Raw genomic sequence first — 15,783 nt, 5'->3', positions numbered from 1 at the left:
GCTCACTCACCCTTGTCGCTGGCGACAATGGCCACGCTCTGGCCGTTGTGGATGGCATCGGACGGATTCAGGATGATGCGCTCCTTGCCGCTCAGCCCGGCCTTGATGGCAATGTCCTTGCCATAGTCTGTCCCCAGTGCCACTTTTTGCAGTCTTACCTTGTTGTGTTCGTCCACCACGGCCACCTGGCTGCCCTCGGGGCCGAATACCAGGGTATTGGTGGGCAGGGTCAGCCCGGCGGGGCTCTTGAGCTTGAAGCTGGCTTCCACATACTGGCCGGGCAGCAACTGGTGCTGGGCATTGGGCAGGACTACCTCGACCTGCAGGGTGCGGCTGGCCGGATCGATGGCACCGGCAGTGCGGGCGACCTTGCCTGCAAGCGGCTTGCCGCCCTCGGTCAGTGTGATGTCCACCGGGTCGCCCACCTTGACCTGGTTGGCACGGTCTTGTGGCAGGTAGACGTACAGGTGCAGCTGGTCCACCTGCGCCACGCTGAACAGCGACTGGCCGCTGCCGCCATTGCCGGCATTGACCAGACTGCCGTTGTCGATATTGCGTTTGGTGACGATGCCGTCAAACGGTGCCACGATGCGGCCGAAGTCCTGCTGGTCGCGCAGCCGTTTCAGCGTGGCCTGGCTTTGCTGGAAGGCGGCGGTTTTTTCATCCAGCTCCTGCTGGGAAACCGCATCCTGCGCGCGCAAGCGGCTCCAGCGCTGATAGGCGTTACGCGCCAGTGCATGGCTGGCGGCGGCTTCCTCTACTTGCTTGTCGATGTCCGGGGTGTCCAGCACCGCCAGCAGCTCGCCCTTTTTCACCGGCTGGCCGATGTCCTTGAACCATTGTCTGACGTAACCGCTGCCGCGCGCATACACCAGTGCCTCGCGCATGCCTTGCAGCGTGGCCGGCAAGGTCAGCCGGTTGTCGTGGCGATTGTTCTGCGCCTGCACCACCCGTACCTGCTGGATGGCACTCTGGCTGGCCTGTTTTGCCAGCGTGTCGGCATTGGCCTGGCGGGCCAGCAAGGTGCGGCCCAGCCCGGCCAGCAACAGCAGTACGATGATGATGGTGACGGTGCGGGCGCGGCGCGCCACCTTGTCGCGGCCGTCAAGGCCGGGGAGGGGGTCGTGGTGGAAGGCTGGCACGCCCTGATTGGCATGGCGCTGATCGGTCATGGTGTTGTCCTAGGCTGCTTCAGGCGTAGTAGGGTTTGCGTCATCCGGGGTGTTGACGGCTGCGCGGCGTCTGGCCAGATAGCTGTGGAAGCTGGCAAACACCACCGGGACGAAGAGCAGGGTGGAGACGGTGGCAAACAGCAGGCCGCCAATGACGGCCCGGCCCAGCGGTGCGTTTTGTTCCGAGCCGTCGCCAATGCCGATCGCCATCGGAATCATGCCGATGATCATCGCCAGTGCCGTCATCAGCACCGGGCGCAGGCGGGTGGCCCCGGCTTCCAGCGCGGCGGACAGCGGCGGCAGGCCTTCATGCAGGCGCTGACGGGCAAAAGACACCACCAGAATGCTGTTGGCGGTGGCCACGCCCATGGTCATGATGGCCCCGGTCAATGCCGGTACGCTCAGGTTGGTGCCGGTCAGTATCAGCATCCAGGCAATGCCTGCCAGTGCTGCGGGCAGGGCGGTAATGATGATGAAGGGGTCCAGCCAGGACTGGAAGTTCACCACGATAAGCAGGTAAACCAGCACGATGGCACCCAGAATGCCCAGGCCCAGCCCGGTATAGGAGGACTGCATGGTTTCCACCTGGCCGCGCAGGCTGATCTTGCTGCCCTTGGGCAGCCCGGCCTCGCTCTGGCGGATCAGCTGCTGGATTTTGCTGGCCACCGCGCCCAGGTCGCGCCCGCGCACATTGGCGTAGATGTCCACCGCCGGCTGGATATTGTAGCGGCTGACAATGGCGGCCTCGCGGCCGGGGCTGACACGCACCAGATTACCCAGCTGCTGTGGCGTGCTGCCGTTGACGCCAGCCGGGTTGACCGGCAGTTGCAGCAGCTCATCCAGCCCGTTGATGCGGTATTGCGGGGTTTGCGCCTGCATGTTGTACACCACGCTATTGGCCGGGTTCAGCCAGAAGGTGGGCTGGGTCTGCTGGCTGCCGGACAGCGGCAACAACAGGTTTTGTGCCACATCGACCGCATTCAGCCCCATGCCCTGCAGGCGGGTGCGGTCCATGTCCAGCTTGAGCGACGGTGCATCCATGCGTTGATGGACATGGACATCCACTGCGCCGTTGATCTGCTTGATACGGTCGGCCAGCTGCACGGCAAAGGCGTGGTTCTGCGCCATGTTCTTGCCGTAAATCTGCACGTCAATGGCTGATGGGGTGCCGAAGTTGAGAATCTGGGTAACGATATCGGCCGGCTGGAAGAAGAACTCCACCCCCGGAAAGCGTTTGGCCAGCAGCGATGGAATTTTTTCGATGTAATCGGCACTTGGCTGATGGCCTGGTTTCAGCGAAATCAGGATGTCCGCATCCAGCGTGCCGATGGTGCCGGAGTTGCTGTAGGACAGGTTTATACCGGAATAGGGCAGACCGATATTGTCGATGATGGTGTCCAGCTCATTCGCCGGAATGATTTCCCGCAAGGCATTGTCCACGCCATCGGCCAGCCTGGCGGTGTTTTCGATGCGGGTGCCGGTGGGCGCGCGCATGTGCAGCTTGATCTGGCCGGTATCCACGGTGGGGAACAGGTCGCGCCCCAGTAGCAGGTACAGGCCGCAGGACAGCAGGCAGAAACCAAGAAACCCGGCCAGAAAGCGTCGACGGTGGGTCAGCAGGTGGCTGAGCAACAGCACATACACGCTGCGCAGTTTTTCAAACTGATGGTTGAAACGCTCATGTACATGGTGAATCCAGGCCGTCACCCGGCCGCTGCGGCCCTGATGGCCCATCAATAACAGCGCCAGCGTGGGCACCAGCGTACGCGACAGCAGGTAGGAGGCCAGCATGGCAAACACCACTGCCTCGGCCAGCGGCACGAACAGATAGCGCGCCACGCCCTCCAGAAAGAACATCGGCACAAACACGATGCAGATGCACAGCGTGGCCACAAAGGCCGGAATGGCAATTTCCCCGGCACCTTCCAGAATGGCGGTGTGCAGGTCCGAACCCATGTGCAGATGGCGTTCGATGTTTTCGATGGTCACCGTGGCATCGTCCACCAGAATGCCCACTGCCAGCGCGAGGCCGCCCAGTGTCATCACATTGATGGTTTCACCCACTGCGTGAAGCAGAATCACCGAGGAAAAAATCGACAAGGGAATGGAGATGGCAATGATGGACGTGGTGCGCCAGTTGCCCAGAAACAGCAGCAGCATGAAGGCGGTCAGCGCGGCGGCAATCAGCGCCTCGTGCACCACGCCTTCTACGGCGGTTTTCACGAATACCGACTGATCCGCCAGCAGCGACACTTCAATACCCTTGGGCAGCAAGGGCGTGACCGAAGGCAGCAGGCTTTTCAGATTGTCCACCACGCTGAGCGTGGATGCGCCGCCGTTCTTGTACACCGACAGCAACAAGCCGCGCTGGCCGTTCTGCCGCACGATATTGGTTTGCGGCGAATAGCCGTCCCGCACATGCGCCACCTCGCCCAGATAGGTGGTGGCCCCATTGCTGCTGCGCACCGGAATATTGTTCAGCCCGGCAATGGTGGTGGGCGAACCGTTCAGGCCGATATTGAATTCGGTATCACCCAGCTTGGCAGTACCTGCTGGCAGGATCAGGTTCTGGCTGCTGATGGCATTCACCACATTGGCCGGCGTCATGCCCTTGGCGGTAATGGCGGCCAGGTCCAGATCCACCGACAGCAGGCGCACCTTGCCGCCGTAAGGGTAGGGAATGGCCACGCCGGGAATGGTCACCAGTTGCGGGCGCAGGGTATTGACCGCGGCATCGAACACATCCTGTTCGGACAAGGTCTTGCTGGACATGCCCAGTTGCACCACCGGCACGCTGGAAGCGGTGTACTTGATCACCAGCGGTGCGGTAGTGCCGGTGGGCATCTGCCGTACCACCGCCTGCGATACCGATACCACCTGGGCAATGGCGGTCTGGATATTGACGTTGGGCTGGAAGAAAATCTTGATCACCGCAATGCCGTTGAGCGACTGCGACTCGATATGCTCGATGTCATTCACCGTGGTGGTGAGGATGCGCTCGTTGGACTGGGTGATGCGGTCGGCCATTTGCTGCGGTGCCAGGCCGTTGTAACCCCAGATTACGCTGATGACCGGGATGTCGATTTCCGGCAGCACATCCACCGGGGTGCGCAGCAGCGCCAGCACGCTGGCCAGCACAATGACAATGGCCATCACGATAAAGGTGTAAGGTCGGCGCAGCGCCGTTTCAACAATCCACATCGGGGAAAACTGCCTTCCTGCCTGTGACCGGTCCGCGTGCCCGGCTTGTTGTTGCTGGCGACTGTGCCGGCAGCGCCCGCCTGCAGCAGGGGTGCCGGTGGCAGCGAGGGAAAAGGGCGCAGGCTCAGTCGAGTTTTATTGTTGTGCCATCGCGCTGCTGCCAAAGCAGGTCAACCGCCATGTCCTTTGTGATAGTAGCCCAATGCATGGCGGCTGCGTGGGGCAATGCAATGACAATTTGTTATCAATTATGACTGTGCTGCTGGTGTGGCCGGTGCATCGCTGCTGAACAGCAGTACCGGTGTCTTGGCGTCGGGCAGCATGGTATGGCCGCAGGCATGCAGTCCGGCCTTGCACAAAACCCGGGCGGATGCCGTATTGTCGGGGTTGATGTAAGCCACCACCCGCGGCAGGTGCAGGCTGTGCAAGCCGTACTGCACGCAGGCCGTTGCCGCCTCGCTGGCATAAGACAGCCCCCGCCAGGCCGGCAACATGACGTAGCCAACGTCCACATCGGCAAGGCCCGCACGGCGTATCAGGCCGCACATGCCTACCGGCTGGCCGTCTTCGCGCCGTTCCACACACCACAAACCGATGCCGTGCTCGGCGTAACTGAGCAAAGGCCCGCGCAGCAGGTAATCGCTGGCTGCTTCAAGAGTACGAATGCCACGATCCGCCACATTGCGGATGAAGTCCGGGTCGTTCAGCAAGGCCAGCACCAGCGGGGCATCGGCGGGGGTAAGTTCACGCAACTGCAGGCGTGGTGTAATGATGAGCAGCATGGCGTGGCTGTCTGGCAAGGGGATCGGGCAGTGTAGCCCACGGCTGGCGGCATTCACAAACTGCCGGGCCGGGCGCGAAAAATGCAGGACAGGGTATTGTCAGTATCGGGTTAAGGCTGTATTATGCGCTTCTCTGTTGCACGGCATTGCAGTGCAGCAGCAGCCATCTGGAGAGGTGGATGAGTGGTTTAAGTCGCACGCCTGGAAAGCGTGTTTAGGGTAATACCCTAACGGGGGTTCGAATCCCCCCCTCTCCGCCAAACACCCCTAAAGTGTTGTTTTTAAAGCGGTTTCAAGCCCTTTTCAATGTTTTTTCCTCAGTTCTACACAACACTCCTACACATTGGGTCACCACATCGGCGATAGAGTCCTGTTTTGTTCCTGACTGTCCATGCTTTGGATCGGAACTCAATGAACGATGCCAATGTTACCCGCAGACCAGCAACGCCACCCCAAATCCCGCAGCTACTCGCTTTGTCGTTGTATCTCCTTGCTATCCCGGCAAAAAAGAAATCACGTTTTCGCTACGCACCAAAGACTGGCGCACGGCTATCGAGCGCCATTGTGCGGCCGAAGCCCGTTTCCTGATTCCTTCCGAAGTCGCCGACCATGTGCTTTGGCTGCTGTCTTTCGCCTGTGCAGGGGTGGCCGGGGCCAATGTCATGCTGGATTTCGGTTTGACTGCAGGGTATTGATTCACAGACGGTTTTTGCAGGAGGCAGGGTTCATCTTTATCCTGCCTCCGGTGGCGGACCCGTCACATGTCTGAACGGTTGACTCATGCGCATGATCGTCCGGCATGGCATGAGTCCGATGTGCCATATGCGTTATCAGCTTTTCCACTCATCCTCATTCAGACGTTCAATTCCCAGGCTTTTGAGTACATGCTTTTCGTAAATCGGCTCCGATGTGCCGTGCTTCATTTTGTAGAGGAAGTACTTTTCGAAGGCGATCTTGGCCATATGCACCCATTTCCCTTTACGGAACCAGTTGACATTGCGCGGGGGTATCTGGGGTAGTGCCACAAATGCAGCGCCAGTGTCCCCCATGTCGGCCAAGCAAATGGCATTCCAGCTGCCCTTGAATTTGGCAGGTCTGCCTTCGATATCTGCATGAATATTCTTGGTGATGGCAGTGACCATGGTTTCGATCATATAACCGGTTTTAGGAGCTCCGGTTGGAACCGGCGTAACCTCGACAGGAGGGATGGCAATACATACCCCTGCCGAAAAAATATTGCGATATTTTGGACTGCGCTGGTTCTCATCGACGATGACGAAGCCTCTTGGGTTGCACAGTCCTTCTACTGCTGCCACCACATCAACGCCACGAAAGGCGGGCAGCATCATGCTGTATTTGAAGGGCAGTTCGTGTTCCTTGATGGTTGCGCCGTTATTGTCGACCTCGGTCACCAGCATGCGACCATCATCTACCCGTGTAGTACGGGCGTTGGTAATCCATTTGATATCGTTATTGCGGAACTCACTTTCCAGCATGGATTTGGAGTCGCCAACCCCGCCCAGGCCAAGATGGCCGACATAGGGCTCGCTGGTCACGTAGGTGATGGGTACCTTGTGGCGCAGCTTGCGCTTTTTAAGATCGGTACTGAACACAAAGGCAAATTCGTAGGCCGGTCCAAAACAGGATGCCCCCGGCATGGCACCGATGATGGCGGGGCCGGGGTCGGACAGAAAGCGTTGGTATTCTTCCCAGGCATGCTCGGCGTGGTCCACGCTGCAGATGGACTGGCTAAAGCCTCCCGGGCCTGCACCGGGGACTTCGTCAAATGCCAGTTTTGGCCCGGTGGTAATGACCAGATAGTCATAGTTCACGCTATCGCCATTTTGTAGGGAAAGACGGTTGCCCTCTGCATCAATCTTGGTGACCGGGCTGGCAATGAAACCGATTCCCTTCTTTTCCAGCACTGGTGCGATGGCGAAGGTGATGTCTTCCCGCTGTCGCCAGCCGACTGCGATCCAGGGATTGGACGGTACAAACTGGAAATAATCTACCGCATTGATCAGCGTGATGCTGTGCTCACGCCCCAGTTGATGACGCAGTTCATAAGCAGCCGGCATGCCGCCGGTGCCTGCTCCCAGAATCACGATGTTGGCCATGTCTCACTCCTTGTTGTGAAGTAACTTGCAGTTACGTTCTATTGTTTTATATTATATAAAATAGTAAATCAAACATTGTATGCACCATCTACCATTTGTCATGTCAAGGTAGTGGTTTGCAGCGACATTCCCACGAATGCGGGAAACCAAAAGGATGATGCGTGATGACACTGAAACAGATTGCAATGGTGCTGCAGTTGGGCTTGCTGGTTTCGCCCAGTGGCTTTGCTGCCAGCCTGCAAACCGTCACGGTAACTGCAGCGGGGCAGCAGGGGTGGTACGAGGCGACTGGTTTGGTGCAGGCTGTGCGCTCCGCTCAACTATCGGTGCCGGTAGCCGGGCGCATCAGCCAACTTCCCGTACAGGTGAATGCCACGGTGAAGGCTGGACAGTTGTTGGCACAGATTGATGCCGCATCGGCTGACCAGGCCGCCAATGCCAGTCGTGCGCAGATTGCAGCGGCACAGGCCAGCCTGACCCAGGCCAGAAATGAGCTGATGCGTGCCAAGGCCCTTGCCGACAAGCAATATCTGAGTACATCCGCACTGGAAAAGGCTCAGGCGCAATACCGGATTGCCGAGGCACAAGCCAGGGCGCAGATGGCTCAGGCCGGTGCGGCCTCTGCGCAGGCCGCATTATTCCGCCTGACCGCACCATTCAATGGCGTGGTGTCGCGGGTGCAGGGCGATCTGGGTGCGGTGACCATGCCCAGCCAGCCGATTGTCGAGTTGTACGACCCATCTGCCATGCGGGTGGAGGTGCAATTGCCGGCGGCAACATTCGAGCAGTTGCGCCGGGATGTCGCACCGGTCATCAGTGTGGGCAACAGGAAGCTGGCGGTAGCGCAGGTGCAGTGGTTTCCTACCACCGACCAGCAAAGCCAGTCGCGTACTGTGCGCATCGTGCTGCCGACTGGCACGGTTCTGACCCCTGGCAATACCACCCAGGTGCGTTTTGCTACTGCTGGCAAAGGGCAGTTGACTGTTCCCTCCGGCAGCATTGTGCAATTTGGCGAATTCAATGCCGTATACGTGCTGTCTGCCAATGGCAAACCGGTGCTGCGCTACGTGCGAAGCGGCAAGTCCCTGGGTGAGCAGACTGAAATCCTGAGCGGGCTGAAAACGGGTGACAAGCTGGTGCTCAATCCGGCAGTAGCGCGTAATCAGATGCAAGGAGACAGCAAGTGAAACCCGCCAATCAGCTGGGCATTTCCGGGCGACTGGCAGGATTTTTCCAGACTGCCCACATCACGCCGCTCATGGGCTTGCTTGCCATTTTGCTGGGCCTGTTTGCCACGCTGGTAACGCCGCGTGAGGAAGAGCCGCAAATCAATGTCACCATGGCCAATGTCATGGTGGCCTTTCCGGGTGCCACGGTGGCTACGGTAGAAGCGCAAGTTGCGCAGCCGGCCGAGCAGGTACTGGGGCAGATTGATGGGGTGGATCACGTTTATGCGGTTTCCCGTCCGGGCATGGCCATTCTCACCGTGCAGTTCAAGGTGGGCGTGCCACGCATTGACGCGCTGGTGCGTCTGTACGACACCGTCAACAGCCATGCCGACTGGCTGCCGCCCGGCCTTGGCACCTTGCCGCCGCTGATCAAGCCCAAGGGCATCGATGATGTGCCCATCGTGACATACACCCTGTACAACCAGGACGGCACGCTGGGGCGCAGCGAGCTGGAGCGCGTTGCCCACGTTGCCGAAGGCGAACTGAAGCGCGTGGCCGGTACACGCGAAGTGACTACCACCGGCGGGACTTCCCAGACCGTCGGTGTGGAGTTCAACCCGCAGGCACTGAGCCGTGCCGGGCTTACCCTGGACGACGTGCAGCGTGCCATCGCCGCAGCCAATGTCTCCTTGCCCGCCGGGCAGATTCTCAATCAGACCGCCACGCGGGTGGAAACCGGGCCGTTTCTCACCTCGGTGGAAGATGTGGCCCAGTTGGTGGTGGGGGTGAGCAATCACCGTCCGGTGTTCCTGCGCGATGTGGCACAAGTCACTCAGGGGGCTCCGGCACCACAAAGCTATGTCTGGTATGGCAAGGGTGGTAACAAGGGCGGTGAGTACCCGGCAGTTACCATCAGCATTACCAAGAAGCCCGGCGAAAACGCCGTGGTGATTGCCGACAAGCTGGCGGCAAAAATGGCTAGCCTGCGCAATACGGTGATTCCGCAGCAGGTCAGTGTGGATATGACCCGCAACTATGGCGAAACCGCCAATGAAAAAGCCGTCAAGCTGATCGAGAAGCTGATTTTCGCTACCGCTTCGGTGGTGGTGCTGGTGTTCTTCTCGTTGGGACGGCGCGAAGCAGCCATTGTCGGCCTGGCCGTGGTGCTGACCCTGTCCGCCACCTTGTTTGCCTCCTGGGCCTGGGGCTTTACGCTCAACCGGGTATCGCTGTTCGCACTGATTTTCTCCATTGGCATCCTGGTGGATGACGCCATCGTGGTGGTGGAAAACATTCACCGCCACAAGCTGCTCAAGCCCGATGCCACGCTGGCCAGCCTGATTCCGGCTGCGGTGGATGAGGTAGGCGGCCCCACCATTCTGGCCACCCTGACCGTGATTGCGGCCTTGCTGCCCATGGCTTTTGTCAGCGGCCTGATGGGCCCCTACATGAGCCCGATTCCCATCAATGCTTCCATGGGCATGCTGATTTCACTGGCGATTGCCTTCACCATCACCCCGTGGCTGGCCCGGCGCTGGTTGTCTGGTGCTGCGGTGCATCAGGACGGTCTGGCTGCACGGTTGCAGCCGCTGGCACACAAGGTGTTCTCGCCGTTTCTGGCCGACGCAGGCGGCAAGCGGGCGCGCCGCTTGCTGATGCTGGGGGTGCTGGGTTTGCTGTTGCTCTCCATTACCTTGCCGGTAGCGCGACTGGTGGTACTGAAAATGCTGCCATTCGATAACAAATCCGAGCTGCAACTGGTGGTGGACATGCCTGCTGGCAGCGCGCTGGAAGATACCGCTGCCGCCCTGCATGAAATGACCACCTGGCTGGCACAGCAGCCGGAAGTGCAAAACTATCAGGCATATGCCGGAGTGGCCGCCCCCATCAACTTCAATGGCCTGGTGCGGCAGTACTACCTGCGTGCCGGTAATGAAAGCGGCGATGTGCAGGTGGACTTGCTGCCCAAGGGCGAGCGTCATCGTAGCAGCCATGCCATTGCACTGGCCTTCCGTGCGCCATTGCAGCAGATTGCCGCGCGTTACCATGCCCGGCTCAAAGTGGTGGAAGTACCGCCCGGACCGCCGGTCATGGCACCCATCGTGGCCGAAGTTTACGGCCCGGACCTTGCCGGGCGCGCCGCGCTTGCCTCCGCTGTTGAAGGTGTTTTCCATCAAGCCGATGGCATTGTTGATGTCGACAGCAGCGTACAGCCCTTGCCCGAGAAAATCGTACTGCAGGTAGACCGCGAAAAGGCCATGCAGCATGGTGTGCCGCAGGCAGCCATCACCCAGGCCCTGACCATTGCCATGAATGGCCGCGCCGCCAGCTATCTGCATGACGGCAGCAAATACCCCACGGCCATCCAGCTACGGCTGGCCGACCGTTACAAGGGCAATCTGGATACCGTGCTGGCTACGCCGGTGCGTGGTGGCGACGGTAGCGTGCTGCCGCTGTCGGCCTTGGTCAGCCAGCAGCGTCTGCCGGAGGACCGGGTGCGCTATCGCAAGGATGGCTTGCCGGTGGACTACGTTGTGGGGGACATGGCAGGCAGTACCGACAGCCCCTTGTATGGCATGTTCGGCATGCGCAAGGCCGTGCTGGCATTGACTGCCGCAAGTGGGGAGCACCCGGCTGAATACTTTATCAAGCAGCCTGCCGATGGTTTCAGGCAATACGCCATCAAGTGGGACGGTGAATGGCAGATTACCTATGAAACCTTCCGCGACATGGGAGCGGCTTACGGTGTCGGGCTGATTCTGATTTACCTGCTGGTGGTGGCGCATTTCGGCTCCTACCTGGTGCCGCTCATCATCATGGCCCCCATCCCACTCACCATTATCGGCGTGATGCCCGGCCATGCCTTGTTGGGCTCGCAATTCACTGCCACATCCATGATTGGCATGATCGCGCTGGCCGGCATCATCGTGCGCAACTCCATCTTGTTGGTGGACTTCATCCGCATGCAGGTGGCTGCGGGAATGCGGATGGAAGAGGCGGTGATTGCTTCGGCCGCCACGCGTGCCCAGCCCATCATGCTGACCGGGCTGGCGGCGATGATCGGCGCCTTCTTCATTCTGGATGACCCTATCTTCAATGGTCTGGCCATCTCGCTGATCTTCGGCATTCTGGTCTCCACCGTTCTCACGCTGGTGGTGATTCCACTGCTGTACTACATGGCTTTCAAGCCGAAAAACTGACACTAGCCCACGAGGAGAACATCATGAATGTTGAACGCTGCATCCGTTTCTTTGCCGGGCTGATGATTCTGCTGAGTCTGGCACTGGGGGTACAGGCCAGCCCGGTATTCGTATCAGCCAATTTCCTGTGGTTGACTGCATTTGTCGGGGCCAACCTGTTCCAGTTCAGCCTGACCAATTTCTGCCCGCTGGCCATCCTGCTGAAAAAGCTGGGTGTGCCTGAAAGCAGCGGCAGTTGTGGCAAGGGAGGCTGTGCATGAAACCCCGGATATTGTTCCTTGCCCTGAGTCTGCTTGGCTCAGTGGCACAGGCGACCGATTTGTTACAAGCCTGGCAGGCGGCAGCCGGGCATGACCCGCAATGGCTGGCCGATCAATCCAGCGGCAGGGCAGATGCGCAATACGACGCCCAGGCCCGTTCCTTCTACTTGCCCAAGGTCGGGGTGCGTGCCGGAGCAGGGCAAGGGCAAATGGTGCAAAACACCGAAGGTGCGCATTTTGCCACACCCAATATGGCATCGGACCAGGTGCAGTTCAGCACTGATCTCAATCATGCCAGCCGCCAGTATTGGGGGGTGGAGCTGCGTCAGCCGGTGCTGGATGCTGCCGCCTTTGCCAATGCGGCACAGCTACAGCAACAGGCCAAGGCCGGCGGGGCGCAGCTGGCGCTCAAACGGCAAATGGCGATGCTGCGACTCGCAGACAGCTATTTCGGCGTGCTGGCAGCCCGTGCCAGCCTGCGTGCACTGGAAAGCCAGTTGCAAGCCACCAGCCGAGCGCTGGATGTGGCGACTGCGCGCTATCGCAGTGGTGATATTCCCATTACCGAGCAAGAAGAAGCATCAGCGAGACAAGCCTTGCTGCAGGCACAGTTGCTGGCTTCTCGCCAGCAAGTGGAGCTGGCTGAGCAACGGTATGTCCTGTTGACCGGCGAGTCAGCCACGCGTTTGTCTGATCTGCCGGTACTGGATGAAAAATCCGGGCTGGATGCCGGGGATCTGGCCAGCATCGTGGCGCAGGCAAGACAAGCCAATCCGCAAATCGCCATGTCGCAGGCTTCTCGTGAAGCTACGCGTGCTGAAGTGGAAAAGTACCGGTCGTGGAAGTCACCCAGACTGGAGTTGGTGGCACAAGCTGGTGAGGATCGCTGGCATGCTGGTCCTGCCTTGCAAAATGGCCGTCAGAATTATGTCGGGCTGGAAGTGAATATTCCCATCTTCACCGGTGGATATCGCAGTGCCAAGCTGGAGGAATCGCTGGCACGCAGTGACGCCAGCGAGTATCAGCTGGCCCAAACCGGTAATGCGGTGGAAGACATGGCGCGTGCCAGCTGGCTTGGCCTGCGTCAAGGGATGAGCCGTATCAAGGCCCTGCAACTGGCAGGCGCAGCCATCCAGCGTCAGCTGGATGCCACGCAGCTGGGGCATGACGAAGGGGCTCGCACCCTGCTGGACGTACTGAATGTACAGCAGGCCAAAGCAGGCCTGGAGAGTGAACTGGCTCAAACCCGCTACCAGACAGCATTGGCATGGCTGCAATTACAGGCTGCAAGTGGCCAGCTGGATATCAACCGTATCATGCAGCTTAACCGGCTGTTGCACTGAGGACACCATGTTCGAATTCATATTCAGATTATTCGGTTCGCCCAGTCAGCCGGTAGTGCTGCCTCCCAATGCTCTGATTGTTGACGTACGCGAAGCTGGCGAGTTCGCCAGCGGACATGTACAGGATGCGGTCAACATTCCATTGTCTGCTTTGCCTGCGCAGACGGAGCGACTGAGGAAACTTGGTCAACCTGTTGTGGTTTATTGCCGTTCCGGTGCGCGGTCCGCCATGGCGAGAAAAGTGCTGCTGAACGGTGGAGTGAGTGAGGTGATCAACGGCAAGAATACAGCCACGGTCAACCGGATGCTTGGGAGATAAGGCACATGCTCCAGTCTCAGTTATCAAATACCGCTGTTTTTGTGCTGCTGGGATTTCTGCTTGCTGGTCTGGATAGGGGCTTGGTGTCGTTGAGCGGATGGCAGCGACTGGCAGCGCATTTGAATAAAGACAAGTCTTTTTACCTGATATTCCGCTTAGGTATTGCGTTGAGCCTCTCCATCGCGATGGGGCTTGGTTACTACCACTATGGTGTATCCGAGCTTCATGCCCAGTTGCTCTCGATTGCAGCGGGCTCTGGGGCCGCAGTCGCGCTCTGTGTAGCTGTCTTTGTTTGGCGCGTTATATTTAAGAAAAAGTGATAATGTTTCATTGATGTTGATCCTGATCAAAGAGCATGAAAACCATATCAATAGCATGGTTAATGGGCTTCATCTCTTTGAGAGGATCAATCATGGAACTGTGGAAAGAGCTGCTTTCGGATGATGTGGGTGTGCTCAGCATCATCACCATTGTCATTGCAACCGTGGTGGTTGTGGGTGCGGTCTGGATTGTTGTTAACAAGGTGAAAAAAGCCGGCCCCAACGACTGAGCGTTGCGTTCTAAACTCAGGAGTGGAAATGTTTATCCCTGCCCATGAATTGGTTGTCAAAGCCAAAGCATCAATCACAGAACTATCCCTGGAGCAGGCCGACAGCCTGGTAGGTGATGCAAATGTCTTGCTATTGGATGTGCGTGAGCCTGGTGAGTATCAGGAAGGCCACTTGCCTGGCGCATTGAACATCCCGCGGGGAATGCTGGAATTTGTCCTGTCCTCTAATCCTGCCCTGCAGGATACCGGTCGCCAGATTCTGGTCTATTGCAAGACGGGTGGCCGGGCAGCATTGGCTGCACAGACCCTGGCTTCGATGGGGTTTATACAGGTGAGCTCTCTCGCCGGTGGTTATGATGCATGGCATGCCTCCGCCCGGCAGACGGAGCAGCCCGCAATCAGTTTCGACTAAATATTCTCAGGTGCACATAAGGTGCACCTGGGCTTCTCTCTTGTTCAGTAGCCATCCGGCTTCATGCGCTGGCAACTGATTCTCTTCAAGATCCAATTCAACCAAATCAGACAGGACATGGGATTAGGAGTATGTGCATTGCAGATAAATGCGTGCGATACCTATCAACCCTGTCAGCGCTTGTGAAGAAAATCTGATGGAGCCTCGGGCCATGGAATCTGATCCACTCAAAGAGACGGCAAGGCAAGTGGCGGACAAGTTCAAGATCCTGGGAAATCCGGATCGTCTATGCCTCTTGTATAACTTGTTGCATGGCGAGAAAACGGTTGCCCAATTAGGGTCGCTCAGTTGCTTGCGTCAGCCATCCTTGTCTCAGCAACTGACTGTCTTGCGGCTGAATGGGGTGGTTGCTACGCGTAAAGAAGGACGCTCAATCTTCTATTCCATTCAGGACAAGAATATTGCCGCGATGCTCAAGACAATAAAAAATACCTATATCGATGAAATGCTCAGGGGGAAGGCATGAGTTCCATATCCAGTGGTGGTGCTGACTGGGAGCAGCGTTATCAGTCAGCCGGAGACGATTTTTTGTTTGGCGTTGAGCCAAACGAATACCTGGCCAGCAAGAAGGAATTGTTTCAGACAGGACAAACCGCTATCTGTCTGGCCGATGGAGAAGGACGGAACTCTGTCTGGCTTGCAGGCCAGGGTTTGAAGGTGACTGCAGTGGAGTTCTCTGTCACCGCCTTGCACAAAGCCAGAAGCCTGGCTGCTGCCCGCCAGGTATGTGTCGACTTCCAGCATGGTGACATGCTTGATTCGCAATGGCCGGACTGCTCGGAGCATAACCGCTATGACTGGGTTATCGCTGTATTCATTCAGTTTGCAGATCCAGAACAAAGGCAAAAGCAGTTTGCCGACATGCTGAATCTGTGCAAACCGGGAGGTCATATCCTGCTATTGGGCTATAACCCCCGGCAGCTAGCCCATGGCACGGGCGGGCCTTCTGCGCTGGATCATCTCTATACCCCGGAACTGCTGCGTGAAGCATTTTCCGCGTGCAAGCTTATCGAGCTGCAAGAGTATGAAAAAGTCTTGCAAGAGGGAATGCGGCACTGCGGGATGTCATCCGTGATCGGCATGGTGGCGCAAAAAATATCTGATGCCGGGTAGTTCAATTCAATAAGGCTGAGCCATGTTTTTTTTCAAGAAAAATGCTGAAGTCGAAGTCCTGCAAACCCAGTATGCGCAGGCTCAG

Annotated in this window: 14 protein-coding genes and 1 tRNA gene; 11 read left to right on the top strand and 4 right to left on the bottom strand. The window is 58.3% G+C overall.

The annotated features are described in order from the left end of the window. Positions 1–2: 2 nt before the first annotated feature. The 3 genes from DKK66_RS01025 to DKK66_RS01015 all read right to left on the bottom strand — a co-directional run bounded on the left by DKK66_RS01025 (position 3) and on the right by DKK66_RS01015 (position 5,155). Positions 3–1,172: an efflux RND transporter periplasmic adaptor subunit gene (locus tag DKK66_RS01025; protein WP_131354740.1), complete on the bottom strand. Its 1,170-nt coding sequence runs from the start codon at positions 1,170–1,172 to the stop codon at positions 3–5. A gap of 9 nt (positions 1,173–1,181) precedes the next feature. Then, positions 1,182–4,373 carry an efflux RND transporter permease subunit gene (locus DKK66_RS01020; RefSeq protein ID WP_131354737.1) on the bottom strand — a complete coding sequence of 1,064 codons (3,192 nt, stop codon included), beginning with the start codon at positions 4,371–4,373 and terminating at the stop codon, positions 1,182–1,184. 248 nt (positions 4,374–4,621) lie between these two features. Beyond that, positions 4,622–5,155 carry a GNAT family N-acetyltransferase gene (locus DKK66_RS01015; RefSeq protein ID WP_207389833.1) on the bottom strand — a complete coding sequence of 178 codons (534 nt, stop codon included), beginning with the start codon at positions 5,153–5,155 and terminating at the stop codon, positions 4,622–4,624. 169 nt (positions 5,156–5,324) lie between these two features. Here DKK66_RS01015 and DKK66_RS01010 point away from each other — a divergent pair. Then, positions 5,325–5,415: transfer RNA gene (locus DKK66_RS01010), tRNA-Ser, on the top strand. A 570-nt stretch (positions 5,416–5,985) separates the two neighbouring features. On the opposite strand, the gene DKK66_RS01005 is transcribed toward DKK66_RS01010, so the two are convergent. Further along, positions 5,986–7,272: an NAD(P)/FAD-dependent oxidoreductase gene (locus DKK66_RS01005; RefSeq protein ID WP_131354735.1), complete on the bottom strand. Its 1,287-nt coding sequence runs from the start codon at positions 7,270–7,272 to the stop codon at positions 5,986–5,988. 164 nt (positions 7,273–7,436) lie between these two features. Here DKK66_RS01005 and DKK66_RS01000 point away from each other — a divergent pair, with 164 nt between their 5' ends. The 10 genes from DKK66_RS01000 to DKK66_RS00955 all read left to right on the top strand — a co-directional run bounded on the left by DKK66_RS01000 (position 7,437) and on the right by DKK66_RS00955 (position 15,698). Then, the gene (locus tag DKK66_RS01000) at positions 7,437–8,459 is read left to right on the top strand and encodes an efflux RND transporter periplasmic adaptor subunit (protein ID WP_131354733.1); all 1,023 of its coding nucleotides are present in this window, start codon (positions 7,437–7,439) and stop codon (positions 8,457–8,459) included. After that, a complete protein-coding gene (locus DKK66_RS00995; protein WP_131354730.1) occupies positions 8,456–11,641 on the top strand; it encodes an efflux RND transporter permease subunit in 3,186 nt (1,061 codons plus the stop codon). The genes DKK66_RS01000 and DKK66_RS00995 overlap by 4 nt, the downstream gene beginning before the upstream one ends. A gap of 23 nt (positions 11,642–11,664) precedes the next feature. Continuing rightward, complete coding sequence (locus tag DKK66_RS00990; RefSeq protein ID WP_131354727.1) at positions 11,665–11,901, top strand: DUF2892 domain-containing protein; 237 nt, start codon at positions 11,665–11,667, stop codon at positions 11,899–11,901. Beyond that, positions 11,898–13,244, top strand: a complete 1,347-nt coding sequence (locus DKK66_RS00985; protein ID WP_131354724.1) for a TolC family protein — start codon at positions 11,898–11,900, stop codon at positions 13,242–13,244. Before DKK66_RS00990 ends, DKK66_RS00985 begins: the two co-directional genes overlap by 4 nt. A gap of 7 nt (positions 13,245–13,251) precedes the next feature. Continuing rightward, complete coding sequence (locus tag DKK66_RS00980; protein ID WP_165494086.1) at positions 13,252–13,563, top strand: rhodanese-like domain-containing protein; 312 nt, start codon at positions 13,252–13,254, stop codon at positions 13,561–13,563. 5 nt (positions 13,564–13,568) lie between these two features. Continuing rightward, complete coding sequence (locus DKK66_RS00975; RefSeq protein ID WP_131354718.1) at positions 13,569–13,883, top strand: hypothetical protein; 315 nt, start codon at positions 13,569–13,571, stop codon at positions 13,881–13,883. Positions 13,884–13,918: 35 nt separating this feature from the next. Further along, positions 13,919–14,113 (top strand): DUF3149 domain-containing protein, encoded by a 195-nt coding sequence (locus tag DKK66_RS00970; protein WP_242673545.1) that lies wholly within the window; start codon positions 13,919–13,921, stop codon positions 14,111–14,113. A 28-nt stretch (positions 14,114–14,141) separates the two neighbouring features. Then, entirely contained in the window at positions 14,142–14,525 is a 384-nt protein-coding gene (locus DKK66_RS00965; RefSeq protein ID WP_131354715.1) for a rhodanese-like domain-containing protein, read from the top strand. Positions 14,526–14,736: 211 nt separating this feature from the next. Further along, a complete protein-coding gene (locus tag DKK66_RS00960; protein WP_131354712.1) occupies positions 14,737–15,051 on the top strand; it encodes a helix-turn-helix transcriptional regulator in 315 nt (104 codons plus the stop codon). Further along, positions 15,048–15,698: a bifunctional 2-polyprenyl-6-hydroxyphenol methylase/3-demethylubiquinol 3-O-methyltransferase UbiG gene (locus tag DKK66_RS00955; RefSeq protein ID WP_131354709.1), complete on the top strand. Its 651-nt coding sequence runs from the start codon at positions 15,048–15,050 to the stop codon at positions 15,696–15,698. Before DKK66_RS00960 ends, DKK66_RS00955 begins: the two co-directional genes overlap by 4 nt. Positions 15,699–15,783: the final 85 nt, after the last annotated feature.

Source organism: Aquitalea sp. USM4 (genome assembly GCF_004328945.1).
GTDB lineage: Bacteria > Pseudomonadota > Gammaproteobacteria > Burkholderiales > Chromobacteriaceae > Aquitalea > Aquitalea pelogenes.
This window is presented reverse-complemented; position numbering and strand designations above follow the sequence as displayed.

Coding starts and splice junctions, on each gene's coding strand:
- DKK66_RS01005 (WP_131354735.1), bottom strand. CDS start 7,272: ATGGCCAACATCGTGATTCTGGGAGCAGGCACCGGCGGCATGCCGGCT.
- DKK66_RS01020 (WP_131354737.1), bottom strand. CDS start 4,373: ATGTGGATTGTTGAAACGGCGCTGCGCCGACCTTACACCTTTATCGTG.
- DKK66_RS00965 (WP_131354715.1), top strand. CDS start 14,142: ATGTTTATCCCTGCCCATGAATTGGTTGTCAAAGCCAAAGCATCAATC.
- DKK66_RS00955 (WP_131354709.1), top strand. CDS start 15,048: ATGAGTTCCATATCCAGTGGTGGTGCTGACTGGGAGCAGCGTTATCAG.
- DKK66_RS00975 (WP_131354718.1), top strand. CDS start 13,569: ATGCTCCAGTCTCAGTTATCAAATACCGCTGTTTTTGTGCTGCTGGGA.
- DKK66_RS00970 (WP_242673545.1), top strand. CDS start 13,919: ATGAAAACCATATCAATAGCATGGTTAATGGGCTTCATCTCTTTGAGA.
- DKK66_RS00985 (WP_131354724.1), top strand. CDS start 11,898: ATGAAACCCCGGATATTGTTCCTTGCCCTGAGTCTGCTTGGCTCAGTG.
- DKK66_RS01015 (WP_207389833.1), bottom strand. CDS start 5,155: ATGCTGCTCATCATTACACCACGCCTGCAGTTGCGTGAACTTACCCCC.
- DKK66_RS00990 (WP_131354727.1), top strand. CDS start 11,665: ATGAATGTTGAACGCTGCATCCGTTTCTTTGCCGGGCTGATGATTCTG.
- DKK66_RS00960 (WP_131354712.1), top strand. CDS start 14,737: ATGGAATCTGATCCACTCAAAGAGACGGCAAGGCAAGTGGCGGACAAG.
- DKK66_RS01000 (WP_131354733.1), top strand. CDS start 7,437: ATGACACTGAAACAGATTGCAATGGTGCTGCAGTTGGGCTTGCTGGTT.
- DKK66_RS01025 (WP_131354740.1), bottom strand. CDS start 1,172: ATGACCGATCAGCGCCATGCCAATCAGGGCGTGCCAGCCTTCCACCAC.
- DKK66_RS00980 (WP_165494086.1), top strand. CDS start 13,252: ATGTTCGAATTCATATTCAGATTATTCGGTTCGCCCAGTCAGCCGGTA.